The sequence below is a fragment of the Paraburkholderia sp. UYCP14C genome, from assembly GCF_004197395.1.
GTDB lineage: Bacteria > Pseudomonadota > Gammaproteobacteria > Burkholderiales > Burkholderiaceae > Paraburkholderia.
Genome location: NZ_SELS01000008.1, coordinates 25,693 through 42,314, shown reverse-complemented (window position 1 = coordinate 42,314; position 16,622 = coordinate 25,693). Strand labels below are relative to the sequence as shown.

The following is a 16,622-nucleotide window of genomic DNA, read 5'->3' as shown; positions in this document are numbered from 1 at the left end:
CGCCCCGATCGCCTTATAATTCGCGGCACTACCCAATTCAGCCATCATGTCGTCGACTGCCACCTCCTCCCCCAACGTCGCCAGCCTGCTCGCTCCGATCTTCGAAGACATGCAGCAGGTCAATCGCGTCATCCGGCAACGTCTTGCGTCGGACGTGATGCTGATCAATCAGATTTCCGAGTACATCATCAGCGCCGGCGGCAAGCGGCTGCGGCCCGCGCTGCTGTTGCTGGTGGCGGGCGCGCTGGGCGATGCGACGGGGCACAGGCACGAACTGGCGGCGGTCGTCGAATTCATTCACACGGCCACGCTCCTGCACGACGACGTGGTCGACGAGTCCGACCTGAGGCGCGGCCGCCAGACCGCCAACGCGCTGTTCGGCAACGCGGCGAGCGTGCTGGTCGGTGACTTCCTTTACTCGCGCTCGTTCCAGATGATGGTCGGCGTGGGCAAGATGCGCGTGATGGAGATTCTGTCGGAGGCGACCAACATCATCTCCGAAGGCGAAGTGCTGCAGTTGCTGAACATGCACGATGCGGACGTCGACGAAACCCGCTACATGCAAGTGATCCGCTACAAGACCGCCAAGTTGTTCGAGGCGGCCGCCCAGCTCGGCGCGGTGCTGGCCGGCGCGGACGCGAAAACCGAAGCCGCCGCCGCCGAATACGGCCGCCGCATCGGCACCGCGTTCCAGATCATGGACGACTGGCTCGACTACACAGGTACGGCCGAGTCGATGGGAAAGAACGCCGGCGACGATCTGCGCGAAGGCAAGCCGACGCTGCCGCTGATCTATCTGATCGAACGCGGCACACCCGAGCAGTCGGCGCTCGCGCGCGAAGCCATCGAGCAAGGCGGCACCGACCGTTTCGATACGATCTTCGACGCGATCACGCGCTCGGGCGCGCTCGATCACACGCTCGAGTGCGCGAAACACGAGGCACAGGCGGCCGCGGCCGCAATTTCTTCATTTCCCCATTCCATTTTCAAAGAGAGCCTGCTAGAATTATGTTCTTACTCGACGGCAAGACAGTCTTGAACGAGACTGAAACGCCGAATTAGTCCGAGTCAAGTCAGCAGTACCAAATCGGGGTGTAGCTTAGCCTGGTAGAGCGCTACGTTCGGGACGTAGAGGCCGGAGGTTCGAATCCTCTCACCCCGACCAGATTCTCCTTGTTAGCTCAAGGTTCAAAAACCGCCGCAGCACTGCTGGGCGGTTTTTTTGTTTTGCGCGACGCTTTTCGCTTCCCTCGCGCTGTGCATCGCCGAGTTCATTGGCGTCCGGCTCGAATGGCAGCGCGTACATTGCCACGTTGTCGATCTCGCGCCGCCAGCCGCCGTCCACGGCGGAACGCCCAGCCCCCTCTGCTATATTCTCTCCATCCTTTCCCTCATTTTTCACGACGCGTGGAACAACTTCCCTTATGGGCGCAGATAGGCGCCGTCCTTCTGCTGCTTGTCTGCTCCGCCTTCTTTTCCATTTCCGAGACAGCGATGATGGCGCTCAACCGTCATCGCCTCAAACATCTCGCCAGCAAGAACACGCTCGGCGCGAAGACGACCCAGGGCCTGCTCGCAAAAACCGATCAACTGCTTAGCGTGATCCTGATCGGCAACAACCTGTTCAACACGATCATTCCGGTACTGACCACATCGCTCGCGCTGCATACGTTCGGCCGCAATAGCCTCGTGCTGTCGATCGCGACCGGTATCGTCGCGTTTCTCATTATCGTGTTCGCGGAAATCACGCCGAAAATCGTCGGCGCGACGTTTCCCGAGAAAATCGCGCTGCCCGCGAGCCTGCTGATCGCACCGCTGATGCGCGTCGCGAGACCGCTGATCTGGTTCGTCAACCTGTTCGCGACCGGCATCCTGCGCGTGCTCCACATCAATACGAAAGGCGCGCGCGACCAGCGGCTGTCCACCGAAGAACTGCGCACCATCGTGCTCGAGTCGGGCAGCTTCATGCCGACCAAACACCGCAGCATCCTGTTGAACCTGTTCGACCTCGAAAACATCTCCGTAGATGACGTGATGATCCCGCGCCGCCGTATCGAGGCACTCGACTTCGACGCGCCGTTCGAACAGATCCTGCATCAACTGGAGACCTGCTATCACAACAAGCTGATCGTCTACCAGGGCGACATCGACCGCGTGCTCGGTGTTCTGCATGTGCGCAAGACGCTGTCGGCGCTGCACAACCAGGAGCTCGAACGCGATACCTTGCGCGAACTGCTCGCCGAGCCGTACTTCGTGCCGAGCGGCACGCCGGTGTTCCAGCAGTTGCAATACTTTCAGGAGAGCCGGCACCGCATCGCGCTCGTCGTCGACGAGTACGGCGAACTGCAGGGTCTTCTGACGCCCGAAGACATCATCGAGGAGCTGATCGGCGAATTCACCACGTCGATTCCGCGCGGCGCCAGCTCGCGCGGAGGCTGGAACGACGCCGGCGAATGCATCGTCGCGGGCAGCATGCCGTTGCGTGAGCTGAACCGCTGGCTGCAACTTGCGCTCCCCACCGACGGCCCCAAAACGCTCAACGGCCTGATTCTCGAAATCCTCGAAGACATTCCCGACGGCGACGTCTGCGTGCGCATCGGCGACATCAAGCTCGAGGTGATGCGCAGCGACGATCAGGCGATCCGCACCGTCAAGCTGTTCAAGCCGCCGTCGCGCACGAAGGGCGGCAAAGCACGGTCGGGCTGAACTCCGCGCCTTCGCTCGCCGACTCACAGGCAGCATCGCACACGCTCGCGACACGCGCCATTAGCCGAATGGCCGAATGGCATTCGGACGCCCGCAACCGGAAGATGAAGCCGTCATGTTCTACAGGCGGCTCATCACCGGTTTCTCATGCAAACACCCTTCGTCTCCGCGGCGGCATTGCCGCGCCCACTCGCTGCCGACGGCGAATCCAGCGCAACGAGTCTGAACGATCCGGACAACGCCCCAGCCGTGCGTCTGTTGACCGACACGTTGCAAGAAGCGACGCGGCGCAATGCGTCGGATATCCATATCGAGGCGGCCGAACATGGCTGGCGCGTGCGCCTGCGTATCGACGGCGTGCTGCATGAAATCCCGCGGCCGCCCGCGCATCTGCGCGACGCGTTCGTCACGCGGGTGAAGGTGCTCGCTCGCATGGACATCGCCGAGCGGCGGGTGCCGCAGGACGGCCGGCTACGCCTCGCGACGTCGCCAGGACGACTCGAGGACTACCGCGTCAATTCGCTGCCGACACTATTCGGCGAAAAGCTCGTGCTGCGACGGCTCGACGCGCTGCCCGCCGATCTTTCGCTCGACTCGCTCGGCCTCGATCCGCGGCAGCGCGAAGCCGTCGACGCCGCGATCCGCGCGCCGCACGGTCTGATGCTGGTCACCGGACCAACGGGCAGCGGCAAGACGCTGTCGCTGTACTGCTTCCTGAACCTGCTGAATGACGAGGCGCGCAACCTCTGCTCGGTGGAAGACCCGGCCGAAATCCAGCTTGCCGGCATCAACCAGGTCAGCGTGCGCGAAAAAGCCGGGTTGACTTTCGCGGTCGCGCTGCGCGCGTTCCTGCGTCAGGACCCGGACGTGATCATGGTCGGCGAGATCCGCGACAACGAGACCGCCGACGTCGCCGTGAAGGCCGCCCAAACCGGCCATCTCGTGCTGTCCACACTGCATACGAACGACGCGCCCGCAGCCATCGCACGGCTCATCGATATCGGTGTCGAGCCGTACAACCTGGCCGCCGCGCTACGCATGGTGACCGCGCAGCGCCTCGTACGGCGACTGTGTGTTGCGTGCCGCGCACCCGTGCCGCATTCGGCGGCGGCGCTCCACGCCGCGGGCTTCGGCGAACATGAGCTCGACGGCTGGCAACCGTATGCGGCGACCGGCTGCGTGGTTTGCCATGGCATCGGCTATCGGGGGCGCGTCGGCATTCATCAGGTGATGCCTGTCTCCGACGCGATGCGTGAGCTGATCGTCGCAAGCGCGGGCGCGCACGAGCTGGGCCGCCTCGCGCAGACCGAACAGGTCGCAACGTTGCGTGACGCAGCGCTAGCGCGCGTGCGCGACGGCACCACGAGTCTCGCCGAAGCGCTCGCTGCCACGGAGGTTGCATGAGCACCGCCGCGCTTTCGCCAACACGGCCCGTCGCAGCCGACCTGCGCTTCAGATGGCGCGGCGTCGACGCGGACGGCACGCGCCGCAGCGGCACGCTGATCGCGCCCGACGCGAGCGCCGCGCGCACGATGCTCAAACACGACAACCTCTTTATCCTCGAACTCGCAACGCAAGGGCCGGCGCCGCGCCCGAAGACCAGCGCGGCCGATGTCACGCTGTTCACGCGACAACTGTCCAGTCTGCTGCGCGCCGGATTGCCGCTCGCGCCCGCGCTCGAACTGCTCGCACAGGCGCCGAGCTCGGGCCAGCGGCAAGGCATGCCGCGCATCGTCGGCACTGTCGCGCGCGACATCACCGCCGGCCTGCGCTTTTCGGCGGCCTTGCAACGGCACCCCGCGCAGTTCAATGCGCTGTATTGCCAGCTCGTCGAGGTGGGTGAAGCGGCGGGCGCGCTCGTCACCGTGCTCGGCCGCCTCGCCGACGATCGCGAACGCGCCGCCGCGCAGCGCGCGAAGGTGCGCGCTGCGCTGACCTATCCGGTCGTGATCCTGCTGCTCGCGATCGCGATAACCGCCGCGTTGCTGGTGTGGGTCGTGCCGACGTTCAAGCAGATCTTCGATGGCTTCGGCGCGAAGCTGCCCGTGCCCACGCAGTTCGTGCTGGCGCTCTCGGCGGGCGCCGCGCGCTGGAGTGTGCCGCTGTTCGTACTGCTGCTCGCAACGAGCTCGGCGATCACGTTCGTGCTGCGTCGTTCGGCAAGCGCGCGCATCCGTTTCTCGCGCATGTCGCTCAGCCTGCCGGTGGCTGGCCCGCTGCTGCGCACGCTGTGTGCGGCTCGCTGGAGTCGCGCGCTCGGAACGTTGCTGTCCGCCGGCACACCGCTCGCCGACGCATTCGACTCGCTCACGCAGGCAACCGGCAATGCGTTTTTCGATCGCGCGACGGCAGGCATCGCGGTCAGACTGCGGCGCGGCGAACGACTCGCCGCGGCTATGCGCGCGGCCCACTGCTTTCCTCCCGAGGTCGTGCAGCCCGTTGCGGTCGCCGAGGAATCCGGCGCGCTCGACAGCATGCTGCTCGATGTCGCATCGCTTGCCGATCGCCAGGTCGACGACAGGATCGGCACGCTATCGAGCCTGTGCGAACCGCTCGTGATCGTCGTGCTCGGCACGCTGGTCGGCGGCCTCGTGATCGCGATGTATCTTCCCATTATTCAACTCGGCAACGTGGTGTAGCATCGCAGCCGAATCCCCTCCATCACCATGCAGGCTCCTCTTCCACTCGTGTCACAAACTTCCTCCAGCCTGCTCGCGGGCTTACTGCCAGGCCGCTTTGCCAGCGATATCGGTCTCGCGTTCGCGAGCCTGCCCGCCGCCGTGCAGATCGCGTTCGCGATCGTGCTCGGCCTCGTATTCGGCAGTTTTCTCAACGTGGTCGTGCATCGATTGCCGATCATGCTCGAGCGTGCGTGGCGCGCCGAGATCAGCGAGACCACCGACGAGCCTCAGCCCGACGACGGACTGCCCGTGCGCTACAACCTGTGGGTGCCGCGCAGCGCGTGCCCGCATTGCGGCCATGTACTGAGCGCGTGGGAGAACTTGCCGGTGCTGAGCTACCTGCTGTTACGCGGACGTTGCTCCGCTTGCGGCACGCACATCAGCGCGCGCTATCCGCTGCTCGAAATCGCGAGCGCCGCTTTCGCGGCAGGCGCACTGATGGCGTTCGGCCCGACGCTGATGGCACTCGCCGCGTTCGGCCTATGCGCAACGTTGCTCGCGATGAGCGCGATCGACATCGACACGCATCTGCTGCCCGACTCCTTGACGCTGCCACTGTTGTGGGCTGGCCTGATCGTCAATTTCAACGGCATGTTCACGAATCTGCATGATGCGGTGCTCGGGGCTATCTTCGGATATCTGGTGTTGTGGGCCGTGCATTGGGTATTCAAGCTCGTGCGCGGCATCGAAGGCATGGGTTACGGCGACTTCAAGCTGCTCGCCGCGCTTGGCGCGTGGCTCGGCTGGCCCGCGCTGCCGCAGATCGTGCTGATCGCCGCGGTGGCCGGTGCCGTGATCGGCCTCGTGGCGACGTGGCGCGGCCGTATGCGGTTCGAGGAGCCGCTGCCGTTCGGGCCGTTTCTCGCCGCGGGCGGTGCGCTGACGCTGTTCGTCGGCACGCCGCTTTACCTCGCTCTGGGAGGCTGAAGTATGTTCGTCGTAGGACTAACCGGTGGCATCGGCAGCGGCAAATCGACGGTGGCCAACCTGTTCGCCGCGCGCGGCGTACCGCTCGTCGATACGGACGTGATCGCGCATCGCATCACCGCGCCGCATGGCCTCGCGATGCCGCACATCGCCGCCGAATTCGGCGCGGAGTTCGTCGCCGCCGACGGCTCGCTCGATCGCGCGCGCATGCGCACGCTCGTGTTCAGCGACGAGAGCGCGCGCAAACGTCTCGAGGGCATCACGCATCCGCTGATTCGCGCGGAAACCGAGCGCGAAGAGCGCGAAGCACAAGGGCCGTACGTGATCGTCGTGGTGCCGTTGCTGGTCGAATCCGGGACCTGGAAGAACCGCGTGAATCGCGTGCTCACCGTCGATTGCAGCGTCGACACGCAGATCGAGCGCGTGATGAGCCGCAACGGCTTCAGCCGTGAGCAGGTGCTCGCGATCATCGCGCGCCAGGCCACACGTGAAGCGCGCCTCGCCTCCGCCGACGACGTGATCGTCAATGACAATGCGTCGCTCGAAGAACTCGAGGCGCAGGTGGATGCTCACCATCAAGCGTATCTGTCGCTCGCGAAGGGCGATGCCGAGTTGTAACGCGAGCAGGCATCAATCGCATACGAAACCTCGTGGACGCAGATACCCACCCTCGCCACGCGCCATCACCGACACATTGAACTTTGCGCGCACGCGGGAGCCGAAGCGCTCATAACACCGGGAACTCACAAAAAAGTTGCGAAAGCGCGCAGAAAGAGTGCGTGATTGCCTGGGTAGTCCCACGGCATTAGAATGCTTTGCATTCCTGTCACCGACCACGCCCGAGGCGAGCCCGCTTGATCCTTTACGAGTACCCCTTCAATGAGCGAATCCGGACGCTGTTGCGGCTCGAAGATCTGTTCGAGCGCTTCACGTTCTTTCTGACTCAGGAAGACGCGCGGGAACATCACGTCGCACTGACAACGCTGTTCGAAATCTCCGAAGTGGCCGGTCGCGCGGATCTGAAGTCGGATCTGATGAAAGAGCTTGAGCGGCAGCGGCAAACGCTCGCGCCGTTTCGAGGCAATCCCGGCATCGAGCAGAACGCGCTCGAAGCAGTGCTCGGCGAAATCGAGCAGACCCTGGCGGGACTCACGCAGATGCAAGGCAAGACCGGCCAGCATCTTGCAGACAACGAGTGGCTCGCGAGCATTCGCAGCCGCGCAATCATCCCCGGTGGTACCTGCAAATTCGACCTGCCCTCGTACTATGCATGGCAACAGTTGCATCCCGATCAGCGTCGCCAGGACATCGCAAAGTGGGTGACACCGCTTCTGCCGCTGCGCGACGCGGCCACGATCGTGCTGCGGCTCGCACGCGAGTCGGGCCAGGCGTCGAAGGTGATGGCGATGCAAGGCAGCTATCAGCAGATGCTGTCGGGCCGCTCGTATCAGTTGATGCAGGTTCGCGTGGCACCGGAATTGCGCGTGATTCCCGAAGCGAGCGCCAACAAGTACATGCTGTGGGTGCGCTTCACGGTACAGGACGGCGATCTGCGGCCGCGCGCGGTCGACGTCGACGTGCCGTTCCAGCTGACGCTCTGCAGCCTGTAACAGCCTCTCAACCACCGCTGCATTGAGTAGCGCACGCCGGATTTGACCGAACGCGGCTTTGAACCGGCGCGAAATAGCCCTATATTCGTTACTTGTTCCGTTTGCGATTGACCGTCCGACCGTATGCCTACCGTCGTCAAATGTCCTACCTGCGGTAAAGATGTCCGCTGGACCCCTGAAAGCCGCTTCCGTCCTTTCTGCTCCGAGCGCTGCAAGCAGATCGATCTCGGCGCATGGGCCGCCGAAAAATACAAAATTGGCGGCAACGAACAGGAAGGCTCTTCGTCCGAAGAAGAAACGCCGCGCGGCGACTACAACCCGCACTGAGCGAGCCAGAAAAAAACCACGCGAACCGACGCTGCCGATACAGCGTCCGTTACCGCGTGGCCTTTTCAGTCACTGCCTTCAATCAATCACTTTTTCTCGGCTGCGAGCCACTCCAGCACCGGGATCGTGGCCGGCAGCAGCGGCGAAACATCGGCAGGCAAGCTCTGCCACACGAAGGCCTGACCTTCACGCCCGTGCGGCTCGCCCGACCACTGCGTCACCTTGCAGAAGAAGAGGCGCACATAGGCGTGCGGATAATCGTGTTCGAGCGTATGCCACAAATGGCTCGCCTCGACCTCGATTCCCAGTTCCTCGTGCAGTTCGCGCGCAAGCGCGGCCTCGACCGATTCACCCGTTTCCAGCTTGCCGCCCGGAAACTCCCAGTAGCCCTCGTACGGCTTGCCTGCCGGACGCTGCGCGAGCAGATAGCGCCCGTCCGGTTGCACCAGCACGCCTACCGCGACTTCGGTGACCGGACGGCCCGCGCCGTTGGTGTCGGGGCTATTGCCCGCGCGATCGCCCGCGCGTTTGCTAGCGTCGCTCATGCCGGCGTCTTACGGCCGGACCAGTCGCGCGCGAACTGCCACGCGACCCGCCCCGAGCGCGAACCACGTTCGAGCGCCCACACGAGCGCATCGCCGCGTGCCGATTCGATCTCGGCGTCGTCGCAACCGAAATGGCGCAGCCAGTGCGCGATGATCGTCAGATAGTCGTCCTGCTTGAACGGATAGAAGCTGACCCACAGCCCGAAACGCTCGGACAGCGAAATCTTCTCTTCGACCAGTTCGCCCGGATGTATCTCGCCGTCCGACGTGTGCTTGTACGTCTCGTTGTCGCTCATGTACTCGGGCAGCAGATGGCGGCGGTTCGAGGTCGCGTAGATCAGCACGTTGTCGGACTGCGCGGCGACCGAGCCGTCGAGCGCGACCTTCAGCGCCTTGTAGCCCGACTCGCCCTCTTCGAACGACAGGTCGTCGCAAAACACGACGAAACGCTCCGGCCGCTTCGCGATCAGATCGACGATATCGCCGAGATCGTGCAGATCGTCCTTGTCCACTTCGATCAGGCGCAGGCCGTCTTTCGCGTACGCATTCAGACACGCCTTGATCAGCGACGACTTGCCGGTGCCGCGCGCGCCTGTCAGCAGCACGTTGTTGGCCGGCTTGCCGCGCACGAACTGGCGCGTGTTCTGTTCGATCAGCCCTTTCTGGCGATCGATGTTCTGCAGGTCGTCGAGCGTGATCGACGAAATGGCGGGCACCGGCTGCAGGTAGCCGCGCCCTTGGCGCTTGCGCCAGCGAAATGCGACCGCGGCCGACCAGTCGATGTCCGGTGCGGCGGGCGGAAGCATCGCTTCGAGGCGGCCGAGCACGGCTTCGGCCCGGGTCAGAAACTGTTCGAGTTTGTCCATGGTAAGTAGGCGGCCAGCGGCCGTGCTTTGAACCTGATTACGAGCGGTAGTCGGCGTTGATGCTCACGTAGTCGTGCGACAGATCGCAGGTCCAGATCGTGGCTTGCGCATTGCCGCGGCCGAGCACGACGCGAATGCCGATCTCGCTCTTTTTCATCACGCGCTGGCCGTCTTCTTCGCGGTAGGCCGGGTTGCGGCCGCCGGCAGTCGCGACCAGCACGTCGTCCAGATACAGATCGATCTTGCCGACGTCGAGATCGTCGACGCCGGCATAGCCGATGGCCGCGAGAATGCGGCCGAGGTTCGGGTCCGACGCATAGAAGGCCGTCTTCACGAGCGGCGAGTGGCCGATCGCGTAGGCGATCTGACGGCATTCGCCGACGCTCGAGCCGCCTTCGACATGCACGGTCATGAATTTGGTCGCGCCTTCGCCGTCGCGCACGATCAGTTGCGCGAGGCTCTGGGCGACCTCGGTCACCGCATCGCGCAGCGCTGCATAAGCGGGCGAATCGGTGGACGTGATCGCGGGCAGGCTCGATTTGCCCGACGCGATCAGGATGAACGAATCGTTGGTCGACGTATCGCCATCGATCGTGATGCAGTTGAACGAGCGGTCAGCGACATGCTTCACGAGCACGTCGAGCACCGGCTGCGCGACGGCTGCGTCGAACGCAAGGAAGCCGAGCATGGTCGCCATGTTCGGCTTGATCATGCCCGCGCCCTTGCTGATACCCGTCAGCGTGACCGTGTGGCCGTTGACCGTGACCTGGCGCGAGACCGCCTTCGGCAGCGTGTCGGTCGTCATGATCGACTGCGCAGCGTCGTACCAGTTCGCTTCCTTGCGGTTCGCGAGCGCGGCCGGCAAGCCGGCCTTCAGACGATCGACCGGCAGCGGCTCGAGAATCACGCCGGTCGAGAACGGCAGCACCTGCTCCGGCGCGATGTCGGCGAGACGCGCGAGTTCCGCGCAGGTTTCGCGCGTCGCCGCGAGGCCCGGCTCACCGGTGCCCGCATTCGCGTTGCCGGTGTTGATGACCAGCGCGCGAATCGGCTTGCCGCCCGCGCGCACGCGTTGCAGGTTCTCGCGGCAGACCGTGACGGGCGCCGCGCAGAAACGGTTCTGCGTGAACACGCCGCCTACCGTCGCGCCTTCGTCGACGGCAATGACGAGCACGTCCTTGCGGTTCGGCTTGCGGATGTTCGCTTCCGCCCAGCCGAGCGTGACGCCGGCGACGGGGTGGAGTTGAGCGGGATCGATCGAGGGAAAGTTGACAGCCATGGTCGCGACCTGTCGAAGAAAATGCCGGCGGGCGCCGGCATCGGGGAAACGGAACTGATGACCCGGGTGTGTTGCCGGGTCACCCGCGAAATCAAAACGGCCAAGCGTCGCTCAAAAACGACGCGGCGCGCCCGAAAGCGCGCCGTGTCGGCAATTATGCGATCTTGCCGTGGCACTGCTTGTACTTCTTGCCGCTGCCGCACGGGCACGGGTCGTTGCGACCAACCTTCGGCACGTTGTCGGTGTTCATGTGCACGGCCGCCTGCGGCGCCGCGCCGTGGCCGTGGCTCATCGCGTCGCCGATCATCGCGGCGGCGGCCGCTTCGGCCGCGACGGGCGCGGCTGCGCCGGCCTCCGCGAATTCGGCATGACGGAACTCGACGTTCTCCAGATGCGAGCCCTGCTCTTCCATCTGCTCCGCGGCCGCTTCGAGCTGCTCCGGCGACTGGATCTGCACGTTCATCACGATGCGCGTGACTTCGAGCTTCACGGCGTCGAGCATCGCGGCGAACAGTTCGAACGCCTCGCGCTTGTATTCCTGCTTCGGGTTCTTCTGCGCATAGCCGCGCAGATGGATGCCCTGACGCAGATGATCGAGCGCGGCCAGATGCTCGCGCCATGCGCGGTCGAGCGTCTGCAGCATGATCGAGCGCTCGAACGCGCTGAACGATTCGCGGCCGACCAGCTGGACCTTCGCCTCGTAGCCCTCGTCCGCCGCGGCCTCGACCGCTTCGAGAATTTCGTCCGGGCTGATCGAGTTCGACTCGTTGATCATTTCCTGGATCGCGAGGTCGAGCTGCCATTCGTTGCGCAGCACTTCCTCGAGCTCGGGCACGTCCCACTGCTCTTCGATGCTGCCCACCGGCACGAACTGATGCACGATGTCGGAAATCACGCCATGACGCATCGCGGTGATGGTCTCGGTGATGTCGTTGGCTTCGAGCAATTCGTTGCGCTGCTGGTAGATCACCTTGCGCTGGTCGTTCGAGACGTCGTCGTATTCGAGCAATTGCTTACGAATATCGAAGTTGCGCGCTTCGACCTTGCGTTGCGCCGATTCGATCGAGCGCGACACGATGCCCGCTTCGATCGCCTCGCCTTCCGGCATCTTCAGGCGGTCCATGATCGCGCGCACCCGGTCGCCCGCGAAAATGCGCAGCAGCGGATCTTCCAGCGACAGATAGAAGCGCGACGAACCCGGGTCGCCCTGACGGCCGGCACGGCCGCGCAACTGGTTGTCGATCCGGCGCGACTCGTGACGCTCGGTGCCGATGATGTGCAGACCGCCCGCGGCCTTCACCTGATCGTGCAGCGTCTGCCATTCGTCGTGCAGCTTCTGGATGCGGCGCTGCTTTTCGTCGTCGGCGAGCGTTTCGTCCTGCTCGATAAACGACGCCTGCTTCTCGGCGTTGCCGCCGAGCACGATGTCCGTACCACGGCCGGCCATGTTGGTCGCGATCGTGATGCGCTGCGGACGGCCCGCTTCGGCGACAATCGCCGCTTCGCGCGCGTGCTGCTTCGCGTTCAGCACTTCGTGCGGCAAGCCGGCCTGCTTCAGCAGATGCGACAGCAGCTCGGAGTTCTCGATCGACGTCGTGCCGACCAGCACCGGCTGACCGCGTTCAAAGCATTCGCGGATGTCGCGGATCACCGCATCGTAGCGTTCCTTCGCGGTCTTGTAGATCTGATCCTGCTTGTCGATCCGCTTCGGCGGACGGTTGGTCGGGATCACGACCGTTTCGAGACCGTAGATCTCGTTGAATTCGTACGCCTCGGTGTCGGCCGTGCCGGTCATGCCGGCCAGCTTCGCGTACATGCGGAAGTAGTTCTGGAACGTGATCGATGCGAGCGTCTGGTTCTCGCTCTGGATCTTCACGTGCTCCTTCGCCTCGACCGCCTGGTGCAAACCGTCGGACCAGCGGCGGCCGGCCATCAGACGGCCGGTGAATTCGTCGACGATGATCACTTCGCCGTTCTGCACGACGTAGTGCTGGTCCTTGAAGAACAGCGTGTGTGCGCGCAGCGCCGCGTACACATGGTGCATCAGCGTGATGTTCTGCGGCGCGTACAGGCTTTCGCCCTCGCCGATCAGGCCCCACTCGGAGAGCAGGCGCTCGGCCTTTTCGTGGCCCGACTCGGTCAGGAATACCTGACGGCCCTTTTCGTCCAGCGTGTAGTCGCCCGGCTTCTCGACGCCGGTACCGTCCGCCTTCTCTTCGCCGATCTGGCGCTCGAGAAGCGGCGGCAGCGCGTTCATGCGCACGTAGAGTTCGGTGTGGTCTTCGGCCTGGCCGGAGATGATCAGCGGCGTACGCGCTTCGTCGATCAGGATCGAGTCCACCTCGTCGACGACCGCGAAGTTCAGGCTGCGCTGCACGCGCGCGTCGGTCTCGTAGACCATGTTGTCGCGCAGGTAGTCGAAGCCGAATTCGTTGTTGGTGCCGTAGGTGATGTCGGCGGCGTAGGCTTGCTGCTTCGCCGTGTGCTCCATCTGCGACAGGTTGATACCGACCGACAGACCGAGGAAGTTGTACAGACGCGCCATCCATTCGGCGTCGCGCTGCGCGAGGTAGTCGTTGACCGTGACCACGTGGACGCCACGGCCCGACAGCGCATTCAGGTAGACCGGCAGCGTCGCGACGAGCGTCTTGCCCTCGCCGGTGCGCATTTCGCTGATCTTGCCGTAGTGCAGCGCCATACCGCCGATCAGCTGCACGTCGAAGTGGCGCATCTTCAGCACCCGCTTGCTGGCCTCGCGGCAAACCGCGAACGCCTCCGGCAGGAGCTTGTCGAGCGATTCGCCGCTCGCAACGCGCTGGCGGAATTCACCCGTTTTGGCGCGCAGTTGGTCATCCGTCAATTGCTCGATCTGCGGCTCGAGCGCATTGATCGCCGCGACGGTCTTTTGATATTGCTTGACTAGCCGCTGATTACGGCTGCCAAAAATCTTCTGTAGAAAACCGGTGGTCATCGGATCGGTGTCTGCGTCGCGGCTTCGGCTGGCTCGCGGTGTGCGCTTCGCGCATACCGCGCCTGGGTCGGAAAGTCCTCGGCGGCTTAGTCCAAGAGTGAATTCGAATCGGGCATTTTAGCACGCGCCTCCGGCTGCGCTCGTGTCGCAGCCGTGACCGAGCCGACCTCCGCCAGCCCCGCCCGGCAACCTCCAGCGCGCCACGGACCGGCCTCGCAAGCTGCCCGCACGGTACAATCGCGACGTGAGCGCGCATGGGGCGGGCTCACGTCGTCAATCCCAAACATGAGCCGTTTTTCGTCCTTTTCAAGGCCGCCGAAGCAGTTCGATCTGCGCCGCCCGCAACCGCTCGCCGAGGTACTCGGCCGCACGGACGCGTTCGCGGCGTTGCGCGCGGGCGTCGAGCAGATCGCCGCGCTCGAGAAGGATCTGCGCGAGCTGCTGCCCGATTATCTGGCGACGAGCGTCGAGCCGGGCTTCATCAAGGAGGGCGTGCTGGCCCTGTTCGCCGCGCACAATGCGCTCGCGGCGCGTCTGCGGCATCTGGAGCCTCGACTTCTGGCGGATTTGCAGCAGCGCGGCTGGCCCGTGCAGGCGCTGAAGATCCGCGTGCGGCCGCAGCCGCTGAAGGAACCGCCGCCAGCCAAGCAGGCGCGCATGACGCCGGCCGGCGCCGCCGCGCTGCAGGCGTTGAGCGAATCGCTCGAGCCGTCGCCGCTGCAGGAAGCGCTCGCGCGCATGGCCGCGCGGCATCGGCGCAATCGCTGAACGAAAAAACGGCCCCGAGGGGCCGTTTTTCATTTGCTTGCCTGTCGCCGGCGTTACGCGAACGCCGTCTGCGTTTCGTACGCGAAGCCGCGCGGTGCCTTTTGCGAATCGTCGAAGGTGACGATTTCGTACGAGTCTTCATGCGCGAGCAGCTCGCGCAGCAGCGCGTTGTTCAGACCGTGGCCCGACTTGTACGCGGTGTACGACGCGAGCAGCGGGTGACCGACCACGTACAGGTCGCCGATCGCGTCGAGCATCTTGTGCTTGACGAACTCGTCGTCGTAACGCAGGCCGTCATTGTTCAGGATGCGGTACTCGTCGAGCACGATCGCGTTGTCCATGCTGCCGCCGCGCGCAAGGCCGAGCTCGCGCATCATTTCCACTTCATGCGCGAAGCCGAACGTGCGGGCGCGCGCGATTTCGCGGACGTACGACGTGTTGGCGAAATCCACTTCCAGCGCCTGGCCGGTCTTGTCCACGGCCGGATGACGGAAGTCGATCGTGAATTTGAGCTTGAAACCGAAGAACGGATCGAGGCGCGCGAACTTGTCGCCGTCGCGGATTTCGACCGGCTTCGTGACCTTGATGAATTTCTTCGGCGCGTTCTGCTCTTCGATGCCCGCCGACTGGATCAGAAACACGAACGAACCCGCGCTGCCGTCCATGATCGGGATTTCTTCGGCGGTGACGTCGACGTAAAGGTTGTCGATGCCGAGACCGGCGCAGGCGGACATCAGATGCTCGATGGTCGACACGCGCGCGCCGTCTTTCTGCAACACGGAAGCCAGACGCGTATCGCCAATCGCCATCGCCGACGCAGGAATGTCCACCGGCGTGGGCAAATCCACGCGCGAAAACACGATGCCAGTGCCCGGCGCCGCCGGGCGGAGCGTCAGATTGACCTTACGGCCGGAGTGCAACCCGATGCCGACGGTCTTGACGATCGATTTGATTGTGCGCTGCTTCAACATGGTGGTCTTCTGTTCGATTGAAAATCCTAATCAGGATTTTTTATTCCATAGCGCGAATTATACTCCAATCCCCTGACCAGCGTCTTTGCGGGGAACGTGACAATCTGTTTCGCTGCATTACCCACTGGGCACAGCGACGGAAAGCGTGACGGGCCGATGCCCCGGAACGGAGGCGTTTCCGGTCATCGGCCCGCGTAACGGCCTGTCACAAAAGCGTCGCAATCACCGTTGCCGTGGCGCCACGCAGCATAAGCGTGCGGGGTCGCGGCGAAGGTGCGACGTCAGCAACTAGCTCAACGTAGCGAGAATACTCGCTGCATCGCTGACTTCAAATTTGCCGGCAGCCTCGACGTTCAGCGTCTTGACCACGCCGTCGTCGACCACCATCGCGTAGCGCAGGGAACGAATCCCCATGCCGCGCGCCGACAGATCCTGCTCCAGACCAAGCGCCCGCGTGAAAGCCGCACTGCCGTCCGCCATCATGCGCACCTTGCCCGAGGTGTGCTGATCGCGTCCCCACGCGCCCATCACGAACGCGTCGTTGACGGACACGCACCAGATTTCGTCGATGCCGGCAGCGCGCAACTGCTCAGCCTGCTCGACATAGCCCGGTACATGTTTGGCCGAACAGGTCGGCGTGAATGCGCCGGGCAATCCGAAGATCACCACGCGCTTGCCCGCCGTCTGCTCGCGCACGTCGAAACTGTTCGGTCCGATCGTGCAGCCCGCCCGGTCGTCTTCGACATACTCGAAGAGCGTCGCGTCGGGCAGCTTTTCACCTTCCTTGATCATGCTCAGTCCTTTGCATCGATGCGAAGCACGCTCGCACGTCCTCGTGTCGCAGTGAATATCGGCTCGGCCAGTTCAACTATAGGCCACGCCGTTCGGCGGCAGTCACTCCGTCCGTTTCGCGAATCCGCAGAGGGCAGTTGCCCCTGCCGCGAATCAGACGATACGCGACCTGCTTGCCG

The 16,622-nt window shown here is 64.1% G+C and carries 16 protein-coding genes and 1 tRNA gene; 10 read left to right on the top strand and 7 right to left on the bottom strand.

The annotated features are described in order from the left end of the window. The first annotated feature begins 46 nt into the window (after positions 1-46). Positions 47-1,039 carry a polyprenyl synthetase family protein gene (locus EVC45_RS09595; protein ID WP_129957765.1) on the top strand — a complete coding sequence of 331 codons (993 nt, stop codon included), beginning with the start codon at positions 47-49 and terminating at the stop codon, positions 1,037-1,039. Positions 1,040-1,088: 49 nt separating this feature from the next. Next, positions 1,089-1,165, top strand: a tRNA-Pro gene (locus EVC45_RS09590). Here the strand turns inward: EVC45_RS09590 and EVC45_RS09585 are convergent. Further along, positions 1,154-1,345, bottom strand: a complete 192-nt coding sequence (locus tag EVC45_RS09585; protein WP_129957764.1) for a hypothetical protein — start codon at positions 1,343-1,345, stop codon at positions 1,154-1,156. The genes EVC45_RS09590 and EVC45_RS09585 overlap by 12 nt on opposite strands. 62 nt (positions 1,346-1,407) lie before the next feature. Here EVC45_RS09585 and EVC45_RS09580 point away from each other — a divergent pair, with 62 nt between their 5' ends. The 7 genes from EVC45_RS09580 (at position 1,408) to yacG (ending at position 8,251) form a co-directional block, all read left to right on the top strand. Then, positions 1,408-2,706 carry an HlyC/CorC family transporter gene (locus EVC45_RS09580; RefSeq protein ID WP_129957763.1) on the top strand — a complete coding sequence of 433 codons (1,299 nt, stop codon included), beginning with the start codon at positions 1,408-1,410 and terminating at the stop codon, positions 2,704-2,706. Between the two features lie 147 nt (positions 2,707-2,853). Further along, positions 2,854-4,110, top strand: coding sequence for a GspE/PulE family protein (locus tag EVC45_RS09575; RefSeq protein ID WP_129957762.1), 1,257 nt, complete (start codon positions 2,854-2,856; stop codon positions 4,108-4,110). Continuing rightward, complete coding sequence (locus EVC45_RS09570) at positions 4,107-5,345, top strand: type II secretion system F family protein (protein ID WP_129957761.1); 1,239 nt, start codon at positions 4,107-4,109, stop codon at positions 5,343-5,345. Before EVC45_RS09575 ends, EVC45_RS09570 begins: the two co-directional genes overlap by 4 nt. A gap of 27 nt (positions 5,346-5,372) precedes the next feature. Next, positions 5,373-6,314, top strand: a complete 942-nt coding sequence (locus EVC45_RS09565; RefSeq protein ID WP_129957760.1) for an A24 family peptidase — start codon at positions 5,373-5,375, stop codon at positions 6,312-6,314. A 3-nt stretch (positions 6,315-6,317) separates the two neighbouring features. Beyond that, positions 6,318-6,932, top strand: coding sequence for a dephospho-CoA kinase (gene coaE, locus EVC45_RS09560; protein ID WP_129957759.1), 615 nt, complete (start codon positions 6,318-6,320; stop codon positions 6,930-6,932). A 236-nt stretch (positions 6,933-7,168) separates the two neighbouring features. Then, a complete protein-coding gene (gene zapD / locus EVC45_RS09555) occupies positions 7,169-7,924 on the top strand; it encodes a cell division protein ZapD (RefSeq protein ID WP_008921182.1) in 756 nt (251 codons plus the stop codon). Between the two features lie 123 nt (positions 7,925-8,047). Further along, a complete protein-coding gene (gene yacG, locus EVC45_RS09550) occupies positions 8,048-8,251 on the top strand; it encodes a DNA gyrase inhibitor YacG (RefSeq protein WP_075643654.1) in 204 nt (67 codons plus the stop codon). Between the two features lie 86 nt (positions 8,252-8,337). On the opposite strand, the gene EVC45_RS09545 is transcribed toward yacG, so the two are convergent. From EVC45_RS09545 to secA, 4 genes are all read right to left on the bottom strand, one after another. Further along, entirely contained in the window at positions 8,338-8,796 is a 459-nt protein-coding gene (locus EVC45_RS09545; RefSeq protein ID WP_129957758.1) for an NUDIX domain-containing protein, read from the bottom strand. After that, the gene (locus tag EVC45_RS09540) at positions 8,793-9,662 is read right to left on the bottom strand and encodes an ATP-binding protein (RefSeq protein ID WP_129957757.1); all 870 of its coding nucleotides are present in this window, start codon (positions 9,660-9,662) and stop codon (positions 8,793-8,795) included. Before EVC45_RS09540 ends, EVC45_RS09545 begins: the two co-directional genes overlap by 4 nt. Before the next feature lie 37 nt (positions 9,663-9,699). Then, a complete protein-coding gene (gene argJ, locus EVC45_RS09535) occupies positions 9,700-10,941 on the bottom strand; it encodes a bifunctional glutamate N-acetyltransferase/amino-acid acetyltransferase ArgJ (protein ID WP_129957756.1) in 1,242 nt (413 codons plus the stop codon). A gap of 154 nt (positions 10,942-11,095) precedes the next feature. Beyond that, complete coding sequence (gene secA / locus EVC45_RS09530; RefSeq protein WP_129957755.1) at positions 11,096-13,912, bottom strand: preprotein translocase subunit SecA; 2,817 nt, start codon at positions 13,910-13,912, stop codon at positions 11,096-11,098. A 285-nt stretch (positions 13,913-14,197) separates the two neighbouring features. On the opposite strand from secA, the gene EVC45_RS09525 reads away from it, so the two are divergent. Beyond that, on the top strand, positions 14,198-14,680 hold the full coding sequence (locus EVC45_RS09525; RefSeq protein ID WP_129957754.1) for a DciA family protein: 483 nt from the start codon (positions 14,198-14,200) through the stop codon (positions 14,678-14,680). A gap of 53 nt (positions 14,681-14,733) precedes the next feature. On the opposite strand, the gene lpxC is transcribed toward EVC45_RS09525, so the two are convergent. Further along, entirely contained in the window at positions 14,734-15,651 is a 918-nt protein-coding gene (gene lpxC / locus EVC45_RS09520; protein ID WP_129957753.1) for a UDP-3-O-acyl-N-acetylglucosamine deacetylase, read from the bottom strand. Between the two features lie 288 nt (positions 15,652-15,939). Then, positions 15,940-16,443 carry a peroxiredoxin gene (locus EVC45_RS09515; protein WP_129957752.1) on the bottom strand — a complete coding sequence of 168 codons (504 nt, stop codon included), beginning with the start codon at positions 16,441-16,443 and terminating at the stop codon, positions 15,940-15,942. Positions 16,444-16,622 lie beyond the last annotated feature (179 nt).